The 21856-nt window shown below is 62.0% G+C and carries 17 protein-coding genes; 11 read left to right on the top strand and 6 right to left on the bottom strand.

Translation table 11 applies throughout. From position 1 onward, the window contains the following. Positions 1-41 precede the first annotated feature (41 nt). The 4 genes from AC51GT_RS08455 (at position 42) to crtI (ending at position 4019) form a co-directional block, all read left to right on the top strand. Positions 42-803, top strand: coding sequence for a class I SAM-dependent methyltransferase (locus AC51GT_RS08455; RefSeq protein WP_496325825.1), 762 nt, complete (start codon positions 42-44; stop codon positions 801-803). Between the two features lie 103 nt (positions 804-906). Next, entirely contained in the window at positions 907-1485 is a 579-nt protein-coding gene (gene idi, locus AC51GT_RS08450) for an isopentenyl-diphosphate Delta-isomerase (RefSeq protein WP_496325824.1), read from the top strand. A 36-nt stretch (positions 1486-1521) separates the two neighbouring features. Continuing rightward, entirely contained in the window at positions 1522-2439 is a 918-nt protein-coding gene (locus AC51GT_RS08445; protein ID WP_496325823.1) for a phytoene/squalene synthase family protein, read from the top strand. After that, positions 2436-4019, top strand: a complete 1584-nt coding sequence (crtI, locus tag AC51GT_RS08440; protein WP_496328446.1) for a phytoene desaturase family protein — start codon at positions 2436-2438, stop codon at positions 4017-4019. The genes AC51GT_RS08445 and crtI overlap by 4 nt, the downstream gene beginning before the upstream one ends. A gap of 62 nt (positions 4020-4081) precedes the next feature. On the opposite strand, the gene AC51GT_RS08435 is transcribed toward crtI, so the two are convergent. From AC51GT_RS08435 to AC51GT_RS08415, 5 genes are all read right to left on the bottom strand, one after another. Next, positions 4082-5587: a phytoene desaturase family protein gene (locus tag AC51GT_RS08435; protein ID WP_496328445.1), complete on the bottom strand. Its 1506-nt coding sequence runs from the start codon at positions 5585-5587 to the stop codon at positions 4082-4084. Further along, a complete protein-coding gene (locus AC51GT_RS08430; protein WP_496328444.1) occupies positions 5584-6747 on the bottom strand; it encodes a glycosyltransferase family 2 protein in 1164 nt (387 codons plus the stop codon). Before AC51GT_RS08430 ends, AC51GT_RS08435 begins: the two co-directional genes overlap by 4 nt. A 78-nt stretch (positions 6748-6825) precedes the next feature. Then, positions 6826-7941, bottom strand: coding sequence for a polyprenyl synthetase family protein (locus tag AC51GT_RS08425; protein WP_496328443.1), 1116 nt, complete (start codon positions 7939-7941; stop codon positions 6826-6828). A 149-nt stretch (positions 7942-8090) separates the two neighbouring features. Continuing rightward, positions 8091-9515 (bottom strand): rifampin monooxygenase, encoded by a 1425-nt coding sequence (gene rox / locus AC51GT_RS08420; protein ID WP_496328442.1) that lies wholly within the window; start codon positions 9513-9515, stop codon positions 8091-8093. Between the two features lie 171 nt (positions 9516-9686). Beyond that, on the bottom strand, positions 9687-10832 hold the full coding sequence (locus tag AC51GT_RS08415; protein WP_496328441.1) for an LLM class flavin-dependent oxidoreductase: 1146 nt from the start codon (positions 10830-10832) through the stop codon (positions 9687-9689). A gap of 250 nt (positions 10833-11082) precedes the next feature. On the opposite strand from AC51GT_RS08415, the gene AC51GT_RS08410 reads away from it, so the two are divergent. The 7 genes from AC51GT_RS08410 to AC51GT_RS08380 all read left to right on the top strand — a co-directional run bounded on the left by AC51GT_RS08410 (position 11083) and on the right by AC51GT_RS08380 (position 17587). Next, entirely contained in the window at positions 11083-12348 is a 1266-nt protein-coding gene (locus AC51GT_RS08410; RefSeq protein WP_496328440.1) for an MFS transporter, read from the top strand. A gap of 7 nt (positions 12349-12355) precedes the next feature. After that, complete coding sequence (locus AC51GT_RS08405) at positions 12356-12733, top strand: ArsR/SmtB family transcription factor (RefSeq protein WP_496328439.1); 378 nt, start codon at positions 12356-12358, stop codon at positions 12731-12733. A 48-nt stretch (positions 12734-12781) separates the two neighbouring features. Continuing rightward, positions 12782-13228, top strand: coding sequence for a helix-turn-helix transcriptional regulator (locus AC51GT_RS08400; protein ID WP_496325814.1), 447 nt, complete (start codon positions 12782-12784; stop codon positions 13226-13228). Positions 13229-13238: 10 nt separating this feature from the next. Continuing rightward, positions 13239-13649, top strand: coding sequence for a VOC family protein (locus tag AC51GT_RS08395; RefSeq protein ID WP_496325813.1), 411 nt, complete (start codon positions 13239-13241; stop codon positions 13647-13649). 165 nt (positions 13650-13814) lie between these two features. Further along, positions 13815-16199, top strand: a complete 2385-nt coding sequence (locus AC51GT_RS08390) for an ATP-binding cassette domain-containing protein (protein ID WP_496328438.1) — start codon at positions 13815-13817, stop codon at positions 16197-16199. A gap of 134 nt (positions 16200-16333) precedes the next feature. Continuing rightward, entirely contained in the window at positions 16334-16966 is a 633-nt protein-coding gene (locus AC51GT_RS08385; protein WP_496325811.1) for a class I SAM-dependent methyltransferase, read from the top strand. Positions 16967-17173: 207 nt separating this feature from the next. Then, positions 17174-17587, top strand: a complete 414-nt coding sequence (locus tag AC51GT_RS08380; protein WP_496328437.1) for a hypothetical protein — start codon at positions 17174-17176, stop codon at positions 17585-17587. Between the two features lie 322 nt (positions 17588-17909). Here AC51GT_RS08380 and AC51GT_RS08375 read toward each other — a convergent pair whose 3' ends face one another. After that, positions 17910-21824: an NACHT domain-containing protein gene (locus tag AC51GT_RS08375; protein ID WP_496328436.1), complete on the bottom strand. Its 3915-nt coding sequence runs from the start codon at positions 21822-21824 to the stop codon at positions 17910-17912. Between the last annotated feature and the right edge of the window lie 32 nt (positions 21825-21856).

Raw genomic sequence — 21856 nt, 5'->3', positions numbered from 1 at the left:
TTTCCCGTATCGGAGACGGGCCCGCGGACTACGCTCGAGCCATGTCGTTCGAAGTTCCGCCGGACGCTTACGCCCGGTTCATGGGTCGTTATTCCGAACCCCTGGGCGCCGTATTCGCTGATGCCGCCGGTGTCGGGGGAGACCAGCGGGCACTCGATGTCGGGTGCGGTCCGGGAGCCCTCACCGCGCATCTGGTGTCCCGGCTCGGGGTCGATCATGTGAGCGCCATCGACCCGTCATCGTCTTTCGTCGATGCCGTGCGAACCCGATTCCCGGGGATCGACGTACTCCGGGCGGCTGCCGAGGACCTGCCGTTCGAGGCGAACTCGTTCGACGTCACGCTGGCTCAGCTGGTGGTTCATTTCATGACCGACCCCGTGCTCGGACTCACTGAGATGGCTCGGGTGACACGGCCGGGCGGCACGGTCGCCGCCTGTGTCTGGGACCTCGGCCCGAACGAACGCGGCCCGATATCGCTGTTGTGGCGGATGGTTCGTGAATTGGACCCGGATGCTCAGGATGAATCCGCTCTGGCCGGCGTCCGGCAAGACGAGTTGACGTCGCTGCTCAGTCGCGCCGACATCCGCGATGTCGAGTCCAGCGAACTCACGGTCCACGTGACGTACCGCGGTTTCGACGAATGGTGGGAACCCAACACATACGGGATCGGGCCCGCGGGCGTCTATGTCGCGGGGTTGTCGCCCGAGCGGCGAAACATGTTGCGTGAGCGATGCTTCGCAGCTCTGCCGACCGCACCATTCGAATTGTCGGCAACGGCCTGGTGCGCGGTCGGCAGGACGTGACCTCCGCTGCTCGCTGCCCGTTCGTTCACCGGATCATCCGGGCCGGTATCGGCTCCGAATGTCAGATGACAAACTTGAGGCACCCCGAGTGAACGAGGTACGCATGACCGACGACCTGGTCGTCCTGGCCGACTCCGACGGACAACCGTGCGGAACCGCGGACCGGACGACCGTGCACACCACGGATACACCCGTGCACTTCGCGTTTTCCTGCCACCTGGTCGACGAAGGGCATCTTCTGATGACCCGACGAGCGTTGAGCAAGCGCACCTGGCCGGGCGTCTGGACGAACTCGTTCTGTGGGCATCCACGGCCCGGCGAATCGGTCGAGGATGCGATCCACCGATACGCCCAGCGCGAGCTGGGTATCGACGTGCAGGGCGTGCGATGCGTGTTGCCCGACTTCCGCTACCGGGCGGTCGACGCCAGCGGTGTGGTGGAGAACGAGATCTGCCCGGTGTTCGTCGCGAGCCCGGTGGGTGAGCTGCGCCCGGATCCCGATGAGGTCGCGGAGTACGCCTGGGCGGCGATTTCCGACGTCTGGACCCTCGCCGAACGCACCCCCTGGGCGGTGAGCCCGTGGTTCGTCGAACAGGTTCGCGCATTGCCCGGTCCGCACCCGTACGGAGATGTTGCCGCAAGCCCATCCGGAGCGTCCACCGGCCCGAATAGAGGGCAGTAGGTGACCGCGAGAGCAACGAGGGCAAGGACAGGTCTGATGGTGCAAACACGGAGGCGAGCAGAGGCTTTGCAGCCCTATCTGCGCTATGACGCTGCCGCTGACGCCAGTGCCGCGTTGGTGATCCGCCGGTATTCGTCGTCTTTCGGACTGGCGACGCGGCTGCTCGGGGGGCAGGTCCGACAGGATGTGTGCAACATCTACGCACTCGTACGGGTGGCCGACGAGGTCGTGGACGCGCCGCGGCCCGGTCAGGGCAGCGTTGACCGGCTGATCGAACTCGACAAGCTCGAGCAGGAAACGTACGCGACCATGGAAACCGGGTCGAGTACCAATCTGGTTGTCCACGCGTTCGCGCGCAGCGCTCGGCGGGTCGGCATCGGACAAGAGCTGATCACCCCCTTCTTCTCGGCGATGCGCACGGACCTGCAGCACGTTGACCACGATTTCGCGAGCCTGGCGACGTACATCTACGGCTCCGCCGAGGTGGTCGGCCTGATGTGCCTGCGCGCCTTCGTCGCCGGCGAACCGAACCCGGCACCGCTGTATGACGAGCTCGCACCCGGGGCCAGGCGACTGGGCTCGGCGTTCCAGAAGATCAACTTCTTGCGCGACTTCGGCGATGACAGCGACGGCCTCGGACGGCGTTACCTGGTCGGGCTCCAGCCTGATGAACTCGACGACGAGATCTGGCACAACTGGATCGACGACGTCGAACTGGACCTGGCTGCGGCCGCCGAGGTCATTCCCTGGCTACCACGCGGCTGCCGCGTGGCGGTGTGCACGGCCCACGACTTGTTCGCCGATCTGACCCGCCGTCTGCGGGCGACGTCACCGGCCCAGGTGCGATGCCACCGGGTGCGCGTGCCGACACCGGAGAAGATGCGCATCGCTGCGTCGGCCACGCTCCGCCGTGGTCGACCTCTCGTTTTCGACAAGGAGATCAAGGTTTCGTGACGGGCACACCGCAAAAGGTAGTCATCATCGGAGGTGGTGTTGCCGGATTGGCCACCGCCGCCCTCCTCGCGCGTGACGGTCACGACGTCGACCTGGTCGAAAAGAACGATGACCTCGGTGGCCGGGCCGGATCGTGGGCGCACGAGGGTTTCCGTTTCGACACCGGACCCTCCTGGTGGCTGATGCCAGAGGTGTTCGACCACTTCTTCGATCTGCTCGGCACCTCGACGTCCGAGCAGGTCGAGCTGGTGCGTCTGGAACCCGGGTACCGAGTGTTCTTCGAGGGTGTCGACGAGCAGATCGACATCGGTGGTGACGAATCGAGCAACCGCGCGCTGTTCGAGACGATCGAGCCGGGTGCCGGTACTGCTCTGAGCCGTTACCTCGACTCCGCCCGCGACGCATACGACATCGCCGTGAAGCGTTTCCTCTACACCAGTTTCGACTCGCCGCGCGCTTTCCTCAGCCGTGAGGTGTTGCGAAATCTCCCGACTCTGGCGGTGTTACTCACCAGGTCTTTGGAGTCGTTTGTCTCACAACGTTTTTCCGATCGACGGTTACAGCAGGTGCTCGGCTATCCCGCGGTGTTCCTCGGATCTTCACCTGAACGCACACCCGCGATCTATCACCTGATGAGCTGGCTCGACCTCGCAGACGGCGTCCGCTATCCCAATGGCGGTTTCACGACGTTTGTAGAGGCGTTGTCCAGGCTGGCGACCGAGAACGGGGTGCGGGTACACACCGGCACGTCGGCGACCGCAATTCTGACGCGGCCGCGAAAGGGTCGGGGGCGTCTGGGGCGTCGCCGAAATGAGGTTGTCGGGGTGCGGGTGCAGGGCCGCGGAGATGTCGAACACGTCATCGCCGCCGACATCGTTGTCGGCGCCGCGGACCTGCACCACGTAGAGACCAAGCTCTTGCCTGCCGATCTGCAGACGTTCCCACAACGATGGTGGGACAAGGCGACCTCGGGACCGGGGGCGGTCCTGGCCTATCTGGGTGTGCGCGGCGATCTGCCTGAACTGGAACATCATTCGCTGTTCTTCACCGAGGACTGGACGACGAACTTCGACGCCATTTTCGAGCAGCCGACCCACATGCCGGACCCGGCGTCCCTGTACGTGTGCCGGCCGTCCGCCACGGACGACTCGGTGGCCCCGGCCGACCACGAGAACGTCTTCATTCTGGTGCCGTCGCCCCCTGATCCGGACATGGGTCACGGGGGGATCGATGGTGCCGGGGATCCGGACATCGAAAAGGTCGTCGACCAGGCGATCGCGGCGATTGCCCAATCGGCGGGGATCCCGGATCTCGCCGAGCGCATCGTGGTCCGTCGCACCGTGGGCCCGGCCGACTTCGTCGATGACGTCAACTCGTGGTCCGGCGGTGCACTCGGACCGGCACATACGTTGCGACAGAGTGCATTCCTGCGTGCCACCAACCGGTCGCGCAAGGTCGAGGGTCTGTTTTACGCGGGTTCGAGTACGCGTCCGGGTATCGGTTTGCCTATGTGCCTGATCAGTGCCGAACTCGTCCGGAAGCGTCTGCGGGGCGATCGGTCGGTCGGGCCGTCGAGCTGAACGCCGCCGCCCGGTGAATCCCGACCCTCGGTGACGACATCAGGCTTCGAGGACATCTGGATTCACCGGCGGGATGGCTGATCCGCCGGGCCGATCAGGTCTGAGACGATTCGCGCCGACATCATGACCAGCGGAAGTCCGCCTCCGGGATGAGCCGAGCCGCCGACCAGATAGAGGCCGGGCACCGGTGAGGTGTTCGGCGGCCGAAGGAACGCCGCGCGTGCGCCGTTCGACGACGACCCGTAGATCGAACCGCCCGGAGTCAGCGTGCGCCGCTCGAGCTCGGCGGGCGACACCACGATCCGGTGGCGGACGTGCGAGCGCACATCGAGGCCGCGGTCGGCCATCACCTGCATCACGTGGTCGGCGTGTGCCTCGACGACCCCCGGTGCGTCCCAGTCCATTCCGTTCGGTGGATCATGGCGCGCGGCGTTCACCAGCACAAACCACGCTCCCGTTCCGGGACCGGGAACGATGGCCGGGTCGTCGGGTGCCGAGATGTACACCGTCGGACGTTCCACCGGCCGCGGTGGCCCGTCGAATCCGAAGACGGCGTCGAACTCCGCGTCGTAGTCCTCGGCGAACAGCACAGTGTGGTGCTGCACCTGAGGTGGATTGTCCAGCGCGAGCAGGATTGCGAACCCGGACAACGACGGAGTGGCGCTGCGCAGTCGGGCTGCCACCCGGCGGGTGGTCCGCGACGAGACGAGGCGTTCGTACACCTGCGTGGCATCGGCATTCGCGACCACCAGGTCCGCGTCCCGGAAGGTCCCGTCCGCGAGCTGCGCTCCGTCGATATGTCCATGCGAATCCGTGGTGAGACGGGTGACCTCGGTATCGCATTCGATGGTCCCGCCGAGTGCGAGGAACCGATCGCGGATCGCCGTGGCGATCACGCCCAGTCCGCCGGCGGTATACCACGAGCCCCACGCCTGTTCCGACCACGGAACCGACACGAGAGCAGCGGGCGCCCGCCGGGGATCCGATCCGGTGTAGGTGGCGTACCGGTCGAGTAGTTGAACAAGACGGGGGTCGCGTACATAGCGGCGACCGAGTCCGCGCAACGAGTGCCACGGGGCGATGGTCGCGAGGTCCGACCATGCCCGGAACCCTCCCATCAAGCGGCGGATCTCCAACGGAGACTCCAGGAATGGCTCGTGCGTGACGTCCCAGACCGATTCTGCCCGCGCGAGCAACGCCGACCACTGCGCGCCGCGACCGGGACCCAGCTTCGCATCCATGGCGGCCGGGATCTCGTCGAGTGAGCCCGGCATGTCGAGCTCGGTGCCATCCGGGAACCGGTAGCGGGCGGCCGTCGAAAGCCGTTGCAGGGACAGCACATCGTGAACCGATGCGCCGGTGGAGGTGAACAACTCTTCGAGCACCTGCGGCATCGTCACGAGTGAGGGGCCGGTGTCGAAACGAAAACCGTCGTGTTCGATGACCCCGAGCTTGCCCCCGATATCCGAGGATTGCTCGAGCACCGTGACGTCGTGTCCGCCGGCCTGCAGCCGCAGGGCCGCAGCCAAACCGCCGACTCCCGCGCCGACCACGATGACCTGGCTCATGCGTTCACCTCGATCGATCTACCTTTCCATTGCAAACGCCCGCGCCGACGGGCGACGGCGGAATCGACGGTGAGGGCGGCAAACGCGACTATCGATGCCGGATGGGCCAGTGCGTCCGGCCAGGCTCGTGCACCGGTGGACCGGGCGGCGATCACCCGGGAGGCGACTCCGGCGACGTAACCGACTGCGCCGGTGCGTGATCCGGTCAGTGCGCCCAGGAATGGGACGACGTACATGAGCGCGAGCAACGCCATGACAGCAAGCGACCCCGGCGCCGAGCCGAATGCGTTCCACAACGACTTGCCATAACCTGCGCGTACGGCGTGCCATCCCTCATACATCCGGCAGGCAGCGATCCGACTGCCGTCCGCGGCGACCCCGTGACCGCCGGCCCGTTTGACCGCGCGCAGGAGCGCGATGTCTTCGAGTATCTCGTTGCAGACGGCAGCGTGCCCGCCCGCCCGACGGTAGGTCTCCGCGTCGACGACGATCAGTTGGCCGTTCGCAGCCGACAGGGACGGCCGCGGCGATCGTTCGGCGATACCGAGCGGCAGTGTGCTCAGCCACGACCACTGCAGCAGCGGTTGCACCAGACGCTCACCGATCCCGACGGCGATCTGCCGGGGATAGGGGCTCAGCAGGTCGAGGCCGGTTCGCCGCAGCATCGCCGCGGACGAGGTGAACGCACACGGTTCGACCTCGACGTCGGCGTCCACAAACACAAGAACGCCACCGGACTGGGCAGGGTCGGAACCGACCAAACCAGAGAAGGCCGATTCGGAGAGCTGGTGGCAGGCCCATGGTTTACCCAGCCAACCCGGCGGGAGCGGCGCCCCATCGATGATCTCGAGACGGGCATCGCGCTGAGCAATCGCTGCGAGTACGGCGTCGGTGCCATCGGTGGATCCGTCGTCGAGCACGAGGACGCGCACCGTCCCGGGCCATCGGTCGGCTGCGGCCAGGACGCCGCGCACGCAACGCTCTGCCACCGCCGCTTCGTCTCTCATCGGGATGAGGACGGTCAGGGGCTCGGCATCCGGAACGTCGGTGGGTACTGGTCTGCGGACGCGGATCGCGTTGTCGACCGTCAACGCGAGCGATGCCACTGCCGATCCGGTGCCGATCGCCACCACTAGCTGCGCAATGTCACCGCGTCGCATCGAACGTCTTCTGGAACAAGCTTCCCCCGGGCTGTGGTCGAGTGTGAGGTCGTTCCGACGACCGTATCGCCTCGATCATCAAGACTGGCGCCACACACACCGCTCGACCAAGCCGGTCAACGCTGTCCGGGTCAGGTCATCGACCGGCAGCGACCCGACGATGTTCATGGCTTTGTCGGTCAGCTCGCTGATCCGTGCCTCGATTTCGCTGTCGGCGCCGGTTGCGACGAGCACGGACCGGATGGCTTCGAGATCGTCTTCATCGACGTCCGGGTTGCCCAGGCAGGTCCGGAGCAGCTCCTTTTGTGACCAGTTGCCCCGCGACTCGGCCACGGCCATCAGAAGCGTGCGTTTGCCCTCGCGGATGTCGTCGATCGCCGGTTTGCCGGTGATCAGGGGATCGCCGAAGACACCCAGCAGGTCGTCCCGCAGCTGGAACGCTTTGCCGGCTGTCAGTCCGATCTGGTCGTAGAGACGCAGGAGCATCTCGTCTGCCCCGCCGAGGGAGCCGCCGAGTCGGAGCGGATGGCTGATCGTGTACTTCGCGCTCTTCAACCGCAGGATGAGGTCGGTGCGGGACCGCGAAATGGTCGGCTCGGTCTGACTGAGCATGTCCAGGTACTGGCCGGCGTAGGCCTCATCACGCATCTGCGACCACATGGCCCGGACGGTCCGACGCGACTGGAAGTCGAGGGAATCGGCGGCCATCACGGCCAGATCATCGGACCACGACAGGCACATGTCACCGACGAGGATCGCGACGGCAGAACCGTGATTGTCGCTGTCACCGAGACGATGCTGCCGGGCGTGTTCGTCGGTGAACTGCCGGTGCATGGTCGGGAGTCCACGACGGGTGTCGCTGTTGTCCATCAGGTCGTCGTGGATCAACGCTGCGAGATGGAACAATTCGATCGCCGCGGCCATCTCCGGCATCCCGGTGACCTGGTCTCCGCCGGTGGCGCCGTACGCACCCCACATACAGAACTGTGCGCGGATCCGTTTTCCGCGGGCCAGCGTATCGGTGATCGCGGTGGTCAGCGGCGCGACTTCTCCACTGAGGCCCCGGAGGAACGTCGAGTGGTCGAACACGTGAGTGCTCAGTGCCTCGTTCGCCAGGGCGGTGATCTCACGGTGCCGGTCGCGGACGAGTTCGTCGATGGTCGGCGTGATGGTCTGGTGCTTCAGCGACTGCATGTCTCGTTCTCCGTGTCCGGGCGTCAGTTCGGCAAAAACTTGGTGCACTGACCGTTCGGAGCAGATGACGGTATCGGATGGGTGCTGATCACGATGGCGACGATGATCGTGAAGATCGTAAGTCGACGCTTCGAATCATCGAGGCCGAATCAGACGGCGGCGCCAAACCATCGGGGCAGGTGGGCGAGGAGTTCTTCCTGGGCGTCTCCGACCCAGACGACATGACCGTCGGGGCGCAACAACACCGCGGGCAGGTCAAACTCTCTGCTTGTGTCGACGACATGCTGGACCCGGTCGTCCCAACCCGATGCCGACAATCGACCGGTTTGGTCGAGCAGCAGCCCGCGGCCGTCGTGCATCAGCCCGTACAGACGACCGGTTTTCAGCTCCAGGTCCCGCAGACGCCGACCGAGGAGTTCATGGCCCTCACCGAAGTCGTAGTGGATCCCGATGGCCGTGATGATCTCGGTGATGAACGTGTTGGCATCGTCGAAGTCCATCAGCGACGAGAACAGTTCCCTCAGCGCGATCGCGCCGGGATCGGTTGCCATCAGCGCCATCTGGGCCCGGGTGTTCCTCAACACGGCGGCGCCCACCGGATGTCGCTCGGATTCGTAGGTGTCCAGCAGGCACCCTGGAGCCCAGCCGTTGATCTCGGCGGACAATTTCCAGCCGAGATTGAAGGCGTCCTGGATTCCGAGGTTGAGTCCCTGACCGCCGACCGGCGGATGGATGTGCGCCGCGTCGCCCGCCAGCAGAACACGACCGACCCGGTAGCGGTCGGCCTGCCGGGTGGCGTCGCCGAATCTGGATAGCCAACGTGGCGAGTGCACACCGAAGTCGGTGCCCGCGGTTTCCCGTAGTTGCTGCCTGAGTTCGTCCAGAGTCGGTGCAGTGGTGCGATTTTCGGCTACTGAAGCGGCAGGGACGACAACCCGGTACAGACCGTCGCCCATCGGTCCGACACCGAACCGCAGCTGGGTCTTGCGGACTTCGGTCATCACCGCACCGAGCGTCTCCGGATCGGCAGTCAGCTCTACCTCACCCAACAGCGTGTCGACACGGGAGTCCTCGCCCGGAAATGCCACGCCGAGGAGTTTGCGAACAGTGCTCCGACCACCGTCGCAGCCGACGAGGTAACGCGCTCGCAGTGTGGTTCCGTCGGCCAGTTCGACGCTCACGCCGTGGTCGTCTTGATCCAAGGCGACCAGCTCACGACCGCGCCGGAGCTCGGCCCCGAGGCCGACGGCCCGCTCGGCCAACAGACGATCGGTCACGGGCTGCGGTATCCCGAGCACGTAGCCGTGTGCGGTATCGAGGTGTTTTGGTGGCGGCTTGGCGATACCGGCGAAAAATCCGCCGACCGGATACTTCTGGCCGGCCTCGAGGAACTGTTCCAACACACCGCGCTGATCCAGAATCTCGATGCTTCGGGCGTGTAGACCTAGTGCGCGGACGATGTCCGTCGGCGCGGTGTCCTTCTCGAGGACGACGGTGTGTACGCCGCTCAATCGGAGTTCGGCCGCGAGCATCAGTCCGGTCGGACCCGCACCGGCAACGATCACATCAATCATGGAATTCCCTTCGGAAGAGCCATTTTTCACGTCTCGCGAAGTTCTCGAGCACGGCGTGTTCTGGCTACGACGGGACATTCTGCAGCACCACCGGGGCCTTGCGGCAAGCCCCGGGTTGCGCTATATGTTGAAAGAGGCAGGGACCGGGCAACCGACCTGCTTTTGTGTTTGTCAGAGCTTCTTCAGGGTGCGCACGATCTTGAGGAAGGGCACGTTCGACTCCATCGATCTCCCCAGACTCGGTTGCGTGAAGCTGATGTTGAGCAGGACGATGTAACGCAATCCGGAGTCACGCAACTGTGCGACTTGGTCGACAACCTCATTCGGTGTGCCGTTCAGACATACTTCCCGCATAACCGATGAAGGGACTTCTGCTGCGTGGGACAGTGCTGTCTGCTTGTCCAGTTTGAACGGTAGGTGATCCTGTATACCGGTGAAATCGGCGCCGAGAGGATGCTGCGCACCGTGGCGCGCGAAGCTGTCACTCGGCACGCACAGCGCGAGGGCTTTCATTGCCGGCGCGTCCAAGGCGGCATCGACGGACTCTCGACTTCGACCGGTGACGACGGTGATCCACAATGCGGGCGTAATGGTCATCGGGTCGCGACCGGCATCGGAAGCCGCGGAGCGAACGACATCGAGGCGCTCGGCATAGTCGTGGGGTCGAGTCAGCAGTCCCGGGAACCAGGCGTCGCCGAAGCGCCCGACAGTTCGCAGCATTCGCGGACCGTGTGCGGCAATCCACAGCTGCGGCCATCTCCCGCGATAGGGCGGTAGATCGAACAACGCGTCGCGCAGCGGGAAGAAGGGTGAGTCCCTGTTGACCAGTTCGCCTTTGGAGTCCCAGAGCGCCCGAATGGTTGCGAGGGCCTCCTCGAACCGTGCGACCGGCGTCGACCAATCGACGCCGTATGGCTCATTACCCACGCGTTCGCCTGTCCCGACGCCGAGTATCGCGCGGCCCCGGCTCAACAGATGCAACGTGGCGGCAGCTTGGGCGGTGACAGCGGGATTGCGACGTCCGGAGTCGGTCACGCCAACACCCAAGTCCAGGCGGCCAATCCGGTTGCGTGCTGCCAGGTATCCGAGCATGGTCCATGGTTCGAGGCAAGCGTCCGACCGGGGGACGAGCTTGGTGGCGCCGACGTACTCCGCGTCCCATAGCGATCGAGGAAACAAACCGTTCAGGTGGTCTGGGACCCAGAATGAGTCGGCACGACTTACTGCTGCCCCGAGGTAGCTTGCTCGCGCAGCCAATTCGGCTCGTGATCTCGAGGCTGTGATGTTGTCCATCACGCCAACCCGAAGTCGCGACATCAGATGTCCCTTGCAGTTTTCGGCTGTCCGGGTCGTGTGGCAATCTGCCGGCTGTATTCGTTGGTGTTTCGCCGATCGGGGGCGACGTGCTTCAGCTGATGAGTATGCCCCAGTTCGACGCTCTCACATTGCCCGATCGGGCAGACATTGCCCGCGCCCAGATCAGTGCGTTGACGCCCCCGCCATGGGCGGTATAGTTGCGCAAGTACGCACTTATTACGTCCGACGGACCCAGTTGAGGTGGGAGACCGTGCTCGAAGTCTTGGGTGTGCGGACCTTCCGCAAACTCTTTGCCGCACAGCTCGTCGCTTTGGTGGGTACCGGCCTGCTGACGGTCGCGCTCGGTCTGCTTGCATATGACATCGCCGGGAGCGCTGCGGGCGCGGTGTTGGGAACCGCGTTGGCGATCAAAATGGTTGCGTATGTCATTGTGGCGCCGGTGATGTCGGCGGTGGCCGTGAGCGTTCCCCGCAAAGCGTTGCTGGTTTCCGCCGATGGTGTGCGCGCGTTGATCGCGGTGACTCTGCCGTTCGTGGATCAGGTCTGGCAGATCTACGGGCTGATCTTTGTGTTGCAGGCGGCGTCGGCGACGTTCACCCCGGCGTTCCAATCGATGATTCCGTTGGTGCTGCCCAAGGAAGACGACTACACGCGGGCGTTGTCGTTGTCGCGGTTGGCCTACGACCTGGAGTCGTTGGCGAGTCCGGTGATCGCGGCGGGGTTGTTGACGGTGATCACCTATGACTCGCTGTTTGTCGGCACTGCACTCGGGTTCGTGCTGTCTGGACTATTGGTTTCCGCCACGGTGCTCCCGGCTGTGCTTTCGGCGGATCCGTCAGGACCGTTGATGCGCCGGATGGCCGGCGGTGCTCGGATCATGCTGGCACACAGTGCCTTACGTTCGCTGCTTGCGCTCAATATGGTGGTTGCCTGCGCATCGGCGATCGTTCTGGTGAACACGGTCGTCTATGTGCACGACGTGCTTGGCGGCTCCGGTGCGGGTGTGGCCGTGGCGTTGGCCTGCTTCGGCGCCGGGTCCATGACAGCGGCGATCTGTGTACCTACTCTGCTGACCATGTTTTCGGTGCGCCGGGTGATGCTCTGGGGTGCAGCGATTCTGCCGTTCGGACTGACGGCGATCGGGGTGATGCTGTTGTCGTCGCCGCCTCCCGCGGTGGGATGGGCGGTGCTCGCCGCGGTGTGGGTGATGTTGGGTACCGGGACCTCCCTGGTCAACACTCCCTCGGCGCGATTGGTCCGGGATGGGTCGACGCAGCAGAACTGGGCGCAGGTGTTCGCAGCCCAGTTCTCGTTGTCCCACGCGTGTTTTCTGCTGACCTATCTGATCGCGGGCTGGGTTGGATCGCAGGTGAGCCAGTCGACCGCCGCGATCGTGCTGGCCCTGCTGGCTACACTTGCCACCATTGGGGCGGCGCGGATCTGGCCGGCGCGTCCGGTACATCCGGGGCATCACCCGGTAGGGGACAGGCACCACGTCAGGACCGGCGCGAAGTGAAAGAGCGATGACTGCGATGGCAAGGAAGTCACCAACGGTGCAGGACGTGCCGTCGAGCCTGGCGCACCCGGTCGCGCCTGACCAAGCACATCTGGACGCCGCGACAAACACCTTTAGGATGCTCTCGGATCCCACCCGGCTGCATATCCTGTGGCTACTCAGCCACGGCGAGGCCGACGTCTCAGCGCTCATCCAGTCCTCGGCGGCATCGCGGACGGCGGTCAGTCAGCATCTGGCAAAGCTGCGATTGACCGGGTTGGTCGACACCCGGAAAGAAGGCCGGCGGGTCATCTACCGGATCCGCGACGGCCATCTGGCGCGTCTGGTCGCCGAGGGTATGAACCATGCGGATCACGTCGTCACCGGCGAACCCCCGCACGAGTAGGGGGTTTTGGTCTCGACCGGGAAGTGAGCGCGTGGCACGATTGGTTGCGTGACCAGCGCGCCCACTCATTCGCAGAAGCTGACCGACCTCGCGCTGCTGCGCCGTGTGCGTGACCGCATCGACCGCGAACACGCGCAGCCGCTGAACGTCGAAGCGCTCGCTCGGGGCGTGAACGTGTCGGCCGGTCATCTGAGCCGCGAGTTCAAGCGGGCCTACGGTGAGTCCCCGTATTCCTATCTGATGACGAGGCGCATCGAGCGTGCGATGGCGTTGCTGCGGCGCGGTGACCTGAGCGTCACCGAGGTCTGTTTCGAGGTGGGGTGCTCCTCGCTGGGCACGTTCAGCACGCGGTTCACCGAGTTGGTCGGAATGCCGCCGAGCGTCTACCGGCGGGAGGCGTCGACGGCGGCACCCACCGGGATGCCGTCATGCGTGGAAAAACAGGTGACCCGACCGATCAGGAATCGAGAAGCATCGGTGGCTGCGTCGTCCTAACGTGATTCCCATGGACATCACCATTCATTCAAGTTTCCTTCCGCATAACGACGCTGACGCCGCGCTGGCGTTCTACCGCGACACCCTCGGTTTCGAGCTTCGCAACGATGTTGGCTACAACGACATGCGTTGGCTCACGATCGGCCCGGTCGGCCAACCCGGGGTGAACATCGTTCTGTCTCCGCCCGGAGCCGACCCCGGAATCACCGACGAGGAGCGGCGCACCATCGAAGAGATGATGGCCAAAGGCACCTACGCCAGCGTGATGCTGGCGACCAACGACCTTGATGCCACCTTCGACAAGGTGCAAGCCAGTGGCACCGAGATCGTCCAGGAACCGACTGAACAACCGTGGGGTGTTCGTGACTGCGCGTTGCGGGATCCGTCGGGCAACATGGTGCGCATCCAAGAAGTGCGATGACCCCGTCCTCGTCGGTGATCCATGCACTCATTTGCTCGGGGCACCGAGGTTGTTCTGCCAGGAGGTTTTCAGATGGCTATGCCTGTTCGACCGAGCAGCGGTCAGGCAACATGGCCGTAGTCTGAGAAACGACGCTTGTCCGCAGATATGGAGACTTGACCAAACATGGCCACCAGTAAGCAGTCCCAGTCGCGGCAGGTTCACGTGGCCGACAGCCACGACATGATCCGGGTGCAGGGCGCGCGCGTCAACAATCTGAAAGACATCAGCGTCGAGATCCCGAAGCGCCGGTTGACGGTCTTCACCGGCGTGTCCGGTTCCGGTAAGAGCTCACTCGTGTTCGGCACCATCGCCGCCGAGTCGCAGCGGATGATCAACGAGACCTACAGCGCGTTCGTGCAGGGGTTCATGCCCACCCTGGCGCGGCCCGAGGTCGACGTTCTCGACGGCCTGACCACCGCGATCATCGTCGATCAGCAACGGATGGGGGCCGATCCGCGGTCCACGGTCGGCACGGCCACCGACGCCAACGCGATGTTACGCATCCTCTTCAGCCGGATCGGCCGGCCGCATATCGGCTCACCCCAGGCGTTTTCGTTCAACGTCGCCTCGATCTCCGGTGCCGGCGCGGTCACCATCGAAAAGGGTGGACGAGAGACCAAGGAGCGGCGGAGTTTTTCGATCACCGGCGGTATGTGCCCACGATGCGAGGGTCGCGGATCCGTGTCCGACATCGACCTGACCGCGTTGTACGACGAAACCAAGTCGCTCAACGAAAGTGCCATCACCATCCCGGGTTACAGCATGGACGGCTGGTACGGCCGCATCTATCGAGGCTGTGGATATTTCGATCCCGACAAGCCGATCAACAAGTTCACCAAGAAGCAGTTGAACGACCTGCTCTACCGCGAGCCGACCAAGATCAAGGTCGACGGGATAAACCTGACCTACGCCGGTCTGGTTCCGCAGATCCAGAAGTCGTTCCTGTCCAAGGACGTTGACGCGATGCAGCCGCACATCCGGGCGTTTGTGGAGCGCGCGGTCACGTTCACCACCTGCCCCGACTGCGACGGCACCCGTCTCAACGACGGCGCGCGCTCGTCGAAGATCAACGAGGTCAACATTGCTGATGCCTGCGCGATGCAGATCAGCGACCTTGCCGACTGGGTGCGCGGACTCAAAGAACCGTCCGTCGCACCGCTGCTCGCCAACCTGCAGCGGACCCTCGACTCGTTCGTCGAGATCGGCCTGGGCTATCTCTCGCTGGACCGGCCGTCCGGCACGCTGTCGGGTGGTGAAGCCCAGCGCACCAAGATGATCCGTCATCTCGGATCGTCGCTGACCGACACCACCTATGTCTTCGACGAACCGTCCATCGGACTACATCCCCACGACATCGCGCGGATGAACACCCTGCTGCTGCGACTGCGGGACAAGGGGAACACGGTGCTGGTCGTCGAGCACAAGCCGGAGACCATCGCGATCGGTGACCACGTGATCGATCTTGGTCCGCGCGCAGGTAGCGAGGGCGGCCAGGTGATGTACGAGGGCACCGTGGAGGGTCTGCGGGCCAGTGACACGATCACCGGCCATCACCTCGACGACCGGGCCTCGCTCAAGACGGAGGTGCGCTCCGGTTCCGGCGTCTTGCCGGTGCGGGGCGCGTCCACGCACAACCTGCGTGATGTGGACGTCGACATCCCACTCGGCGTGTTGGTTGTGGTCACCGGCGTGGCCGGGTCGGGCAAGAGTTCACTGATCCACGGTTCGGTGGCCGGCAGCGATGGCGTGGTCACCGTCGACCAGTCGGAGATCCGCGGCTCGCGGCGCAGCAACCCGGCCACCTACACCGGACTGCTGGAGCCCATCCGCAAGGCATTCGCCAAGGCCAACAATGTGAAGCCGGCATTGTTCAGCGCCAACTCCGAGGGCGCCTGTCCCACGTGCAAGGGCGCCGGCGTCATCTACTCGGACCTCGCGATGATGGCCGGTGTGGCCACACCCTGTGAAGAGTGCGAGGGCAAGCGTTTTCAGGCCGCGGTACTCGACTACCTCCTCGGGGGCCGCGACATCAGCCAGGTGCTGGAGATGTCCGTTGCCGAGGCAGAGACGTTCTTCGCCGAGGGAGACGCGAAACTACCGGCCGCGCACAAGATCCTGGAACGGCTGGCCGACGTCGGACTCGGGTACATCAAACTCGGACAACCGCTGCCGACCCTGTCGGGCGGTGAACGGCAGCGACTCAAGCTGGCGACCCAGATGGCAGGCAAGGGCGGGGTCTACGTGCTCGACGAGCCGACCACCGGCCTGCATCTTGCCGACGTCGAGAACCTGCTCGGTCTGCTCGACCGGCTCGTCGACTCCGGCAAGTCCGTCATCGTCATCGAGCACCACCAAGCGGTGATGGCGCACGCCGACTGGATCATCGACCTCGGTCCCGGGGCTGGTCATGACGGCGGACAAATCGTCTTCGAAGGGTCACCGGCCGACCTCGTCGCCGATCGGTCGACGCTGACCGGTGAACACCTCGCGGCCTACGTGGGGAGTTGAACGACCTGCCCCGGGGACGTGCGGAAGCGGCTGATCGGGCCCTCATGGCACTAGGCTTGTAGGGGAGTGGCAACGTCGTCCTACTCGGGCCGGCGTTGTTCGAGCACCGGTCTGATCCCAGGGAGTTACGTAAAGTGAGCGACGACGTGCCACGTGATCGTGTGCCGACCAAGTGGGAAGAGATCACCGCGGCTGATCCCACACATTCGACTCGGTACGCCGAGCGGTTCCGGGCGATGGCCGCGAAAGGTCAGGACATCGTCGGCGAGGCGCGGTTGATTGATGCGATGCTCGTCCGCGGCGGGCGGATCCTCGATGCAGGATGTGGACCGGGCCGTCTCGGTGGGCACCTGTATGCGACCGGACATCAGGTGGTGGGGGTCGATGTCGACCCGGTGCTGATCGCCGAGGCCGAAGCGGACTATCCGGGTCCGACCTGGATTGTCGGCGATCTTGCCGAACTCGATCTGCCGAGCCAGGGGATACCGGCGGACTTCGACGTCATCCTGTGTGCGGGCAACGTGGTCACCTTTGTTGCGCCGTCGACCCGGCGCGATGTCCTCCGTGCGTTCGTGCGGCATCTGGCCCCAAATGGCCGGGTGGTCATCGGGTTCGGTGCCGGGCGCGACTACGAGTTCTCCGACTTCTTTGCCGACGCCGAGGCGAGCGGTCTGGTGGTCGACCTGTTGATGTCGACCTGGGACCTGCGGCCGTTCACCGACAACTCCGACTTCTTGGTGGCGGTGTTCTCGAAGCCGCAGCAGTGACGGGTGCCGCCTCCACGTGGGGCGCTTCCCGCTGTACTCGTTGACGCCGAGGCCCTTGTTGGCCTTCTTTCTGCGGCCTTTGGGTCTGTCCGCGGGTGAGCGCACCCCCCACTTGCTCTTCGAGTTGAGTCCGGGCATCTTCTCGCTTCCGATCCGGCTGTAGCGGGTTTCACCGTCGACGGTCAGAACACCGTCCTGGACGTCGATGTGGGCAACGGCCGCCCAGAACGAGTTCTTGCTGTTGCCGACGTAGGCCAGGATCACGTCGGTATCAGCATCCGGCAGACCACCTTCGCCGGCGCGTCCATAACGGATAGCCACCCGGGGTCGTCCGAACTTGTCGATGGCGCCGCCGCCGTTGTCGACGCTCTGGTAGATGTTGACGAGCAGATCGCCGTTCTCGTTCGGGTTTACCCGAACCTGTTCCGTGGCAGAATTGTTGCCCTTGCCCGGGATCTTTGCTGTCGCCGTAATGGTGCATGTTGGCCATTTTTTCAGGTTTCACTGATGACCTTTGTCGCCGCTGATGACCACGTAGTCGTTGGTGATTTCGTTCCGGCAGAAGAAATACACGTCAAGGTCGCCGGGCCACATTTCGTGACATTGCCGTTGTCGTCGTAGGTTGCGCCGCGGCCGTCCCATTCCAGTCCGACGGTCGGCACCCAGTTGGTGTCACCCTGGGACTTTCGTAGCTCGATCTTCGCCATTTGGCTGGGGGAGTCCTTGGTGAGAGCGACCTTCATCTTGTCCATTGAAATCGTGGTAGAAGGTGCTGGTTGGTGTCGGGGGTCCTTCTGTGCGATGCCGTGTGCCAACGCGAGCGCAGCGAGTCCGTGGCTTAGACCCTGGCCGATGCCGTGATCCGCCAGCGAGCACCGCGCCGTTGCAGCGCGCCGGCCTGAAAGACGGTGAATGTGGCCAAAGATGTTCGCAGGACTTTAGATCAACGCCGAGCCAATGAGCGCTGCTTTCGTTTGGGTTCAGCCGAATTAGTGACCCATTCTTTTGACCTCAGTACGCCGAGTCTGTTTTCAGCTGAGGCAGATAGGTCCTCCATGCCGTCTGCTAACGAAAGAATCGCGGTAGCGTCGGTATGGTTCAGTCCAATGGCGTCACGCCAGCGGGAAGAGGAACTCTCGACTAGTTTCAGATACTCTTCTACCAGAGTGCGGTATTCGTTGGGCGCTGAATTAGTGATAATCCAGTCCACGATTCCTGTTAGCCCTTTGATTACGGAAGACCGGACGCGCGGCCACGCCGCGGAGCCATAGCGCAAAATAGTTAAGGTATTGATTGGACCTAGGGCTGTGGCAAGTATTTCTCGAGCGCCTGTCGCGAGTTGCTCGATTATTGTCCTTATCCAACCGTACTCATTGTAGCTACTTGATTTTTCGATAAGTGAGAGAATCGTGAAACGGGGCCTGCTGGCGATCGCCCAGTATTCCGCAGATGCACCAAGTAACTCCCGTGCGGTTGTGTCATCGAGTTTACCAAGGGTTAGTAGCTCGTATTGTATTTCGAGTGCCAGCGTGTCTTGGTGTATGGCAGCAGTCTCAGCTAGCCTTGCATGATATTCCGAACGCAGTTTGGACAAGCGGTTTAGCGAAGGGCCATTTTCCCGGTCGCGATGATCCGCAATCATATCGGCCGCAGCGAGCGCTTGCTCGGACAGTAGGCGAAGCCGTTGTGATTCTGCATTGGAGTCGTCTTCTGGTCCGTCCAATCTCTCTACGGCACGCCAATTCTCCAGACTTGTTTCTGGCCCTGATCGCAGTAACTGGTCGGGGCGAAGAAAGAGCCGGTTCTCTCCTGATTGGCGTGTCTCAACGGAACGCCCGTCCTTCGCGATGACTGCGAACCAACTACTTGTTGGATACATGGCCGGTGCATCGAAGTCGCTTTGCCGAGTTGCTGCTACACCGTTCGCAGCACGTTGGCGAAGGAGCAGCCGCGACTTTATTTCCGACTCGAGGAGTGATCCCTCGATTGCGGGCAGATTGGCGAGTGCCCCAAGAGGTGGGGGGCTGAGAATGCTTGCATCTTGCAAAGCCCAGCCAGCCACCGCGGTGAGTAGTCCATCCCCTACAGCGGAAGCGATCTGGTATGCAGTATCGATTTGATCGAAGGCGAGATTTATTGCGAAGAATTTCCGTGCATCTATGACCAGTGAACCATCAGAAGATTCCTCTGATGATAGTATTGCTGACACACCATGCAGCTCATCAAATCCGAGGCCGCTCTTCCACAATTCGATAAGAGAGTTCCACGGCTGAGGATGCCACTCAGTTCGAATTCGTTCGAAGTCGACTTCAAATCTTCCCGCCATGACACAACGCGTGACAACAAGGTTAATCGAATAGACTGCCATATTTCCAATTATCGAAGAGCTTCCATATGGTGTGGGCAGCCTGCCGGACAACATGTCTGGCAATTCACTGTTGGTCAGAATACGTTTTAGTTGGCTGTAGATTAGAGTATCAAGAGATTTTAGAAAAGTGCCAATTTCGAGACCCGATTGAATCTGATACTCGGTCCATTCGCGTAGCATCTCTAGGACGACTGGCCGATTGAAATGTGGGGTAGTGGCGAGCGTTGTGAACCATTCTGTGGGCAGTCCCTCTTTGCCGAAGGTCCGATCCTGAACAATTTGTCCAAGCGCAGGGTTGGCTTCAAGTAGTGTTATCATTGTAGTCTCCCGGGAGATTACATCGAAGATCCACTTTGCGGCAAGAAACTCACCGAATGTATTGTGAAGGAATTCGAATGCGGAATTGCTTAAGTCAGATGTGTCTGCATTATCGTGGACTCGAGATCGAGATTCATGAACAAAGAAAAAGCTCCCGAGAAGTAATTCGGATTGCTTTAACTGGACGCCGCGGAGGCCTTCATCCGCTTCCTGGGTGGCGTTGAAAAATGTTAGATCCTCTTCGAGCTCGGCCTTCGATAGCTGTACGGTCCGTCTGTTCAACATTCCAATCGCCGCTACGCCGAGTCGTCGCAGATCCCCTTCGATAACCTTTTCGCGTTCATCATCGGTGAGTGCCAAGAACTTCTGTCCATCATCTCCCTTTCCGTGCTCCCTGCGAATGAATCGGACAAGTAGGCTGTAGTAGAGAACTGACTGTCTGAGGTTTTCTCCTGATTCTAATTTATTGTTATCGCTATCGTAAAGTGCGAGCATCAATAGAAGTAGGGGCTGGCCTGCTAGTTCTTGCACTTCACTGGTTCGAGGAATTGAGAATGGTTTAATATTGTTAGTTTCAAAGTATGGGGAATTGACTTGATTCCATACCTTTGTCCAAGCGGATCTTCGAGGCTCATCAAACTCCTCTAGCCGCAAAACGACAGAGCCGACAGGTATTTCGGCTTTGTCGATTAGGGTCACTCGACTAGTGATGATGATCCGAACTGGTCGACCAAGCGTCTTTTCTCGATGCTGGAAACTTGCTGCTTTCATTAGGTACGTGCTAAAAACTCGTCCAGTTGCTTGTAGTAGCTCGTCGTAGCCGTCGAGGATCACTAATGGCGGCCGTGTGTACGAGCTTGTAAGGTCCGTCCATTCAACGTTGCGTCCGGTCGTGGCTCGAATCTGTTGTTCGATTTGGTCTTGCAAATCCGAATCTGGATTTATATCTCGCAGTATGACCCGAACAGGATTGAATTCTTCGCTTGCGAGCCGAGCTGCTAGCATCTCTGTTAACAACGACTTACCGGAGCCTGGATGTCCCAGAAGAATTAATGGCGTCTCGGTGGAGTATGGACTTGTAAGATGCGTTAGAATGTAGCGACCAATGTCCTCCTGCACATCTCTCTGTGACCAGTGCCATTCGTTTTCAAGTGCCGCAGTATCGCCCGAGTATCGAATGGAGCGAAAGCTCTGCGGGATGTATATCTGAGACTTTTTGGGATATACGAGAGCTGTCCCCGTACCCTTGTCAAAGGTATCTTCAATTACTCGTTGCTCGATAGCGTCGCGATAGATTGTGCCAAGGTCGTTGAGTAGGCCGGTCGAGTTCGTGGAATTTCGTGCCGCGAGTGCGGTCTCTATTGCCGCTTGCAAATTTTCTAGCCCAATGTCTATCGAATATAAACTTGAACGCTGTATTTCGAGTAGCGACGTAACCGCTGCGATATCACGCTCTGACTTATTGATTTGTTGTCGAGTCATAGAGTGTTCTTGCAGGTTGGCCCAGATATTGAATTCCTCGAACTTTGCGCAGAGAGCGATATACTGGCCCTTATACATTTCTTTGGATAACTCTGGTAATAGCTGCAGTTGAGCTCGGAGTTGGTCACGACCGGCTTCATCCAAATTTTCCCACGTGGAAAGACCTTTTATGAGCCTAGTGATTCCACGAGTCATATACGTATATAACTTGTCAAGCTGGGTGGTACTCGTCTCCAGCGAATCGTTCGGATGCGGAAAGTGTAGTTTGTATGAGCCTAAGGGGGCCAGCGGTGCTTCCTCGGGTTCCGGTTCAGTGGACACGACTGCCTGGATGGAGCTAACGGCTAGGTCTAGGCGGTTTTTAGCGGTCAGTCCTAGGCTCTTTTTTATTTCTGGCGCCGCGCGATCGAGTGCCTCGAAGAACGCGGTATAGCAGGACAGGCAGTAAGCGGTAGACAGAACTTCGTGACGCGTTAGCTCGTCGTCACGCTTAGTTTTTTTGAGGTAGCGAAGGATCGCTTGCCCGGCCTTGGTAGCCTCGTTCTTGGCGCCTATCAGGCTGAGTGCTGCGGGCCCGACTGCGAGTGGCGCCATCAACAGCAGTGAGCCAGCCATGAGGTCGACGGCCTGGATGATCTTCTCATCCTTGACATCTGACTTTATGAGCTCGCAGATTTCGTCGAAGGTCATCTCGGTAGCTTGGGCTTTCATCGTGCTCCCTT

This window comes from Williamsia sp. z34, from assembly GCF_059553395.1.
This window is presented reverse-complemented; position numbering and strand designations above follow the sequence as displayed.